Source organism: Ferrovibrio sp., assembly GCF_029255545.1.
Classification (GTDB): Bacteria; Pseudomonadota; Alphaproteobacteria; order Ferrovibrionales; family Ferrovibrionaceae; genus Ferrovibrio.
On sequence record NZ_JANLJJ010000024.1, the window covers coordinates 1 to 5,727 of the forward strand.

The following is a 5,727-nucleotide window of genomic DNA, read 5'->3' on the forward strand; positions in this document are numbered from 1 at the left end:
CTGGAGCAGATCAACACCGCCGTGGGCAGCATGGACGAGATGACCCAGCGCAATGCGGCATTGGTGGAGGAAACCACGGCCGCAGCCCAGAGCCTGGCCGGCCAGGCCGGCGAACTGGCCGAGCTGGTCGGCTTCTTCAAGCTGGACAGCAGCCGCGGACCCGCCATCGTCGCGCCCAGGCCCGTGTCCACGCCCAGCTCGGCCCCCGCGCCGAAGCCGGCGGCGGCTGCCAAGCCGGCCACGGCAAAGCCGGCACCCGCCAAGGCCGGTCCGGCGCCGACTCCTGCGCCGGCATCCAAACCGGCGGCAGCGGCGCCGAAGCCGGCCGCGGCGGATGATGATGACTGGCAGGAATTCTGACCGTCTTTCAAAGGGTTTCCCATGCCCGCGGGCATGGGTTGACGGGGGCCGCTGAGACCGGCATGGTCCGCCCGCTTTCGACTCCAGAAGCGGGATTCCACCGATATGCTGCAGGCCGCCACAGCCTTTCCCCGTCACGCCGCCCCGGCCAGCCATGCCGACATGGCCAACGCGATCCGCGCCCTGGCCATGGATGCCGTGCAAAAGGCCAATTCCGGCCATCCCGGCATGCCGATGGGCATGGCCGACGTGGCCACGGTGCTGTTCAGCCGCTTCCTGAAATTCGACCCGCAGAATGCCGCCTGGCCTGACCGCGACCGCTTCGTGCTGTCGGCCGGCCATGGCTCGATGCTGCTTTACGCCCTGCTCTACCTGACCGGTTATCCGGACATGACGCTGGACGAACTGAAGGCCTTCCGCCAGATCGGTTCGCGTACGGCGGGCCATCCGGAATTCGGCCATGCCGGCGGCGTCGAGACCACCACCGGCCCGCTGGGCCAGGGCATCGCCACGGCGGTCGGCATGGCGCTGGCCGAGCGCCTGCTGGCGACGCAGTTCGGCAAGGATGTGGTGGATCACTATACCTATGCGATCGCCGGCGACGGCTGCCTGATGGAAGGCATCAGCCACGAGGCGATCTCGATGGCCGGCCATCTCAAGCTGAACAAGCTGATCGTGCTGTGGGACGACAACCAGATTTCCATCGACGGCCCCACCAGCCTGTCGGTCTCTGATGACCAGATCACCCGCTTCCAGGCCAGCGGCTGGGCCACCATCCGCGTCGACGGCCATGACCCGGAAGCCGTGGCTGCCGCCATCGCCGCCGCGCAAAAGAGCGACAGGCCCAGCCTGATCGCCTGCCGCACCGTGATCGGCTATGGCGCGCCGACCAAGGCCGGCACCGCCGCCATCCATGGTTCGCCGCTTGGCCCTGATGAGATCAAGGGCGCGAGAGAGAAGCTGGGCTGGCCGTATGCCGCGTTCGAAATCCCGGACGCCATCCTGACGGCATGGCGCGCGGTCGGCGCGGCCAATGCCACGAAGAAGCAGGCCTGGGACAAGGCGCTGGCCGCCCTGCCCGCCACGCAGCGCAGCGAATGGGATCGTCGTATCAAGGGCGACCTGCCGGCCGATTTCGCCAAGGTGATGGACGACTACAAGGCCAAGCTGGCAGCGGACAAGCCAAAATGGGCCACCCGCAAATCGTCCCAGATGGTGCTGGAAGTGATCAATCCGGCCGTACCTGAGACGATCGGCGGGTCCGCCGACCTGACCGGCTCGAACAACACCAAAACCGCCGGCCTCAACCCGGTGAAACCCGGCGACTTCAGCGGTCGTTATATTTATTACGGCGTGCGTGAGCACGGTATGGCGGCGGCGATGAACGGCCTCGCCCTGCATGGCGGCCTGATCCCCTATGGCGGCACCTTCCTGGTCTTCACCGATTACTGTCGTCCTTCGATCCGCCTCTCGGCCCTGATGGAACAGCGCGTCATCTACGTGATGACGCATGACTCCATCGGCCTGGGCGAAGACGGCCCGACCCACCAGCCGGTCGAGCATCTGGCCGCTTTGCGCGCCATTCCGAACCTGCTCGTTCTGCGTCCCGCCGATGCGGTGGAGACGGCGGAAGCCTGGCAGGTCGCCCTGGAGCAGAAGCACCGCCCCAGCGTGCTGGCGCTGACACGTCAGGACCTGCCGACAGTGCGGACCAGCCACACCAAAGAGAACCTGGTGGCCAGAGGCGGTTATGAATTGATCGCCGCCGACGGCACCGCCAAGGTGACCCTGCTGGCCAGTGGCTCCGAGATCGCCATTGCCATGACCGCCCGCGACCTGCTGCAGCAGGACGGCATCCCGACCCGCGTGGTGTCGATGCCGAGCTTCGAATTGTTTGACACCCAGGATGCCGCCTACCAGGAAAAGACCCTGGGGCCGGGCACGGTGCGCGTGGCCATCGAAGCCGGCGTGCGCCAGGGCTGGGACAGGTATCTGGGCATCAAGGGCGGCTTTATCGGCATGAGCGGCTTCGGCGCCTCGGGCCCCTACGAGTTGCTGTACAAGCATTTCGGCATCACGCCGGAAGCCGTGGTCCAGGCCGCCAAGCAGCGGCTCTGACCCGGGCGGGCAGCTAACTGCCTGCCACATAAGGGCTTCTGTGACGCATCCGGCACGGCCAGAAATGGCGGATGCAGGCTTCCCGGCGTTGGGCCATGCTGGTCCAGCCTGCCGTCGCATGCTATAGCAGCCGGCATTAACTCTTTGCCGAGATTAACTCTTTGATCGGGACGGGTTTCCTTTGACTTCCCCCATGTCTTCGGGCGCACAGATAAGCAGCATAGCGCTGATCCGCCGTCTGATCGCCGAACAGGTCCGCCCGCATATCGGTTCCTTGCTGCTGGCCCTGATCAGCATGAGTGTTGTCGCGGCCATGACGGCCGCAACGGCCTGGCTGCTGCGACCGGCGATCGACCGTGTATTCACCGACCGGGACCCTTACTGGACCCTGGCCGTGCCGGCGATGGTCGTGGTGGTGGTGGTGGTGAAAGCCATCGCGGCCTATTTCGAAGGCACGCTGATGACCAAATTCGGCGAACGCGTCATCGCCGACACCCAGATTCGCCTCTATGCCCATCTGATCCGCTCTGACCTCGCTTGGCTGCATGAGACCCATTCGGGACGCCTGGTCTCCAGCTTCCTGTTTGATGCCACCCTGCTGCGCGAAGCCGTCACCAAGGCGATGACCGGCATCGTCAAAGACAGTCTGAGCCTGATCTTCCTGACCGGCGTGATGTTTGCCATGAACTGGCAATTCGCGCTGATTGTCTGCGTCATCTTCCCCTTCGTGGGCCTGAGCACCCGGCGGCTGGGCAAGAAGGCCCGCAAGAACTCGGCCCGCGGCCAGCAGGAAACCGGCAAGCTGACCACGATCCTGAGCGAGACCTTCGAAGGCGCCCGCATGGTCAAGGCCTATGGCATGGAGCAGCGCGAGATCGAGCGCGCCCGCCTGTCGGTCGAAACGCGGCTGGGCCATCTGATGAAGGTGGTCCGCGCCCGCGCTGCCGCCAGCCCGGCCACCGAGGCCCTGGGCGGCATCGCGGTGGCGGTGATCATCTATATTGGCGGCACCACCGAGACGCTCACGCTCGGCACGCTGACGGCGTTCATCTATGCCGCGCTCTCGGCCTACCAGCCGCTCAAGTCGCTGGCCAATTTTCACACCGCCATGCAGGAAGGCCTGGCGGCGGCGGATCGTATCTTCGGCATCCTGGATATTGAACCGAAGATACGCGAGAAACCCGGTGCGCCGGCCCTGAAGGTCGGCGGCGGTGAAATCCGCCTCGACGGCATCACCTTCCGTTATAACGCGGAGAAAACCGCCCTCGACCACGTGTCGCTGGTGGTACCCCCGGGCAAAAAGGCGGCTCTGGTCGGCGCCTCTGGCGCCGGTAAATCCACCCTGCTCAATCTCGTGCCGCGCTTCTACGACGTTTCTGAAGGCAGCGTGCGGATTGACGGGCAGGATGTGCGCGACATTACCCTCACCTCGCTTCGCCGCAACATCGCGCTGGTCAGCCAGGAACTGACGCTGTTCGACGACACCATCCGCGCCAACATCGCCTATGGCCGCCCGGAAGCCGGCCAGGACGAGATCGAGGCCGCCGCCCGCCATGCCGCGGCGCATGATTTCATCATGGCCCTGCCGCAGGGTTACGACACGCTGGTTGGCGAGAACGGCGTGCGGCTTTCCGGCGGCCAGCGCCAGCGTGTTGCCATCGCCCGCGCCATGCTGCGCGACGCGCCGATCCTGCTACTCGACGAAGCGACCAGCGCGCTGGATACCGAATCCGAACGCCTGATCCAGACCGCGCTGGGGGATTTGATGCGCGGCCGCACGACGCTGGTGATCGCCCATCGCCTGTCCACCGTGATCGATGCCGATGTGATCTTCGTGCTGGATCATGGCCGTCTGGTCGAACAGGGCAGCCATGCCGAATTGCTGGCGCGGAATGGCGCCTACGCCAGGCTTTACGCCACCCAGTTCGCCGTCGAGGCCACGGCTTAAATCCATGGCCGGGCCGCTCAAGCGCATCCTGCGAAGCGCTCCCGTAGTCCGGCTGACGGCCGATGTCATTGCGCTGTATGTGCGCTTCGTGCGCGCCACCTCACGCTGGGAAACCCGCGGCATCGAATATCCGCAGCCCTTCTGGCGCGATGGCAAACCCTTCGTCGGCGCCTTCTGGCATGGTCGCCTGCTGATGATGCCGCTGGCCTGGACGACCCGTCATCCGATGCATGTGCTGATCTCGCAGCATCGCGACGGCGAGTTGATCGCCCGCGCCATGGATCCGTTCGGCATCGGCACCGTGCGCGGTTCCACAGCCAAGCAGGGCAAGGCCGATAAGGGCGGCACCGCCGCCCTGCGCAGTATCCTGCAGGTTCTGAAACGTGGCGAATACGTGACCGTCACACCGGATGGGCCGCGCGGGCCGCGCATGCGGGCCAGCACGGGGATCGTCGCCGCCGCCCGCCTCGCTCGCGTACCGATCATACCCGCCACCTATGGCGTCGCGCGGCGCAGGCTGGCCGCCTCGTGGGACCGTTTTCTGATTCCATGGCCGTTCAACCGCGGCATCTATCTCTGGGGCGAGCCGATCGACGTCCATAGCGACGAGAACGAAAGCCTCGAACAAGCGGCGTTGCGGGTGGAAAGCGCGCTGAATGCGCTATGCGAGGCGGCCGACCGCCATTGCGGCCAGCCGCCGGTCGAGCCGGCGCCACCCGCTTTGACGCAGGATGACAGCGATGGCTAGCCGCGCGCCGGATTTCTGGCAGGCCGGAATGGACTCGCCCTGGCCGGGCCTGCTGCAGCCGCTGGCAGCCCTTTACGAACTCGGGAACCACCTGAACCGCAGGATCACGACGGCCCAGGATGTCGGACGTCCCGTGATCTCGGTCGGCAATCTGGTCGCTGGCGGCGCCGGCAAGACGCCGACCGCCATCGCCCTGTCAGAGATGCTGCACCGGCTCGGGCTGCAGCCGCAAATCGTCAGCCGCGGCTATGGCGGGCGGCTGGCGGGCCCCGTTCGGGTCGACCCCTCGCGCCATACAGCCGCCGATGTCGGCGACGAGGCTTTGCTGCTCAGTGCCGCCGCGCCGACCTGGATCGGGCGCGACCGACCTGCTGCCGCCCGTGCCGCGGCAGCGGCCGGGGCCGGCTGCATCATCGCCGACGACGCGCACCAGAGTTACGCGCTGGCACGGCGCCTCAGCCTGCTGGTGGTGGATGGCGGTTATGGTTTCGGCAATGGGCGCCTGTTGCCGGCCGGGCCGTTGCGCGAACCCGTTGAGGAAGGCCTGGCGCGT

The 5,727-nt window shown here is 66.4% G+C and carries 4 protein-coding genes and 1 pseudogene; all 5 read left to right on the plus strand.

Going from position 1 to position 5,727, the window contains the following annotated elements:
* Positions 1-360 (plus strand): annotated as a pseudogene (locus tag Q1J79_RS04210) (methyl-accepting chemotaxis protein); the annotation flags it as partial.
* Between the two features lie 105 nt (positions 361-465).
* A complete protein-coding gene (gene tkt / locus Q1J79_RS04215) occupies positions 466-2,478 on the plus strand; it encodes a transketolase (protein WP_300296945.1) in 2,013 nt (670 codons plus the stop codon).
* A 193-nt stretch (positions 2,479-2,671) separates the two neighbouring features.
* Entirely contained in the window at positions 2,672-4,426 is a 1,755-nt protein-coding gene (locus tag Q1J79_RS04220) for an ABC transporter transmembrane domain-containing protein (protein WP_300296948.1), read from the plus strand.
* A 4-nt stretch (positions 4,427-4,430) separates the two neighbouring features.
* Positions 4,431-5,174 carry a lysophospholipid acyltransferase family protein gene (locus Q1J79_RS04225; RefSeq protein ID WP_300296951.1) on the plus strand — a complete coding sequence of 248 codons (744 nt, stop codon included), beginning with the start codon at positions 4,431-4,433 and terminating at the stop codon, positions 5,172-5,174.
* On the plus strand, positions 5,167-5,727 hold a 561-nt coding region (gene lpxK / locus Q1J79_RS04230), incomplete at its 3' end, for a tetraacyldisaccharide 4'-kinase (RefSeq protein WP_300296953.1). The genes Q1J79_RS04225 and lpxK, both read left to right, overlap by 8 nt.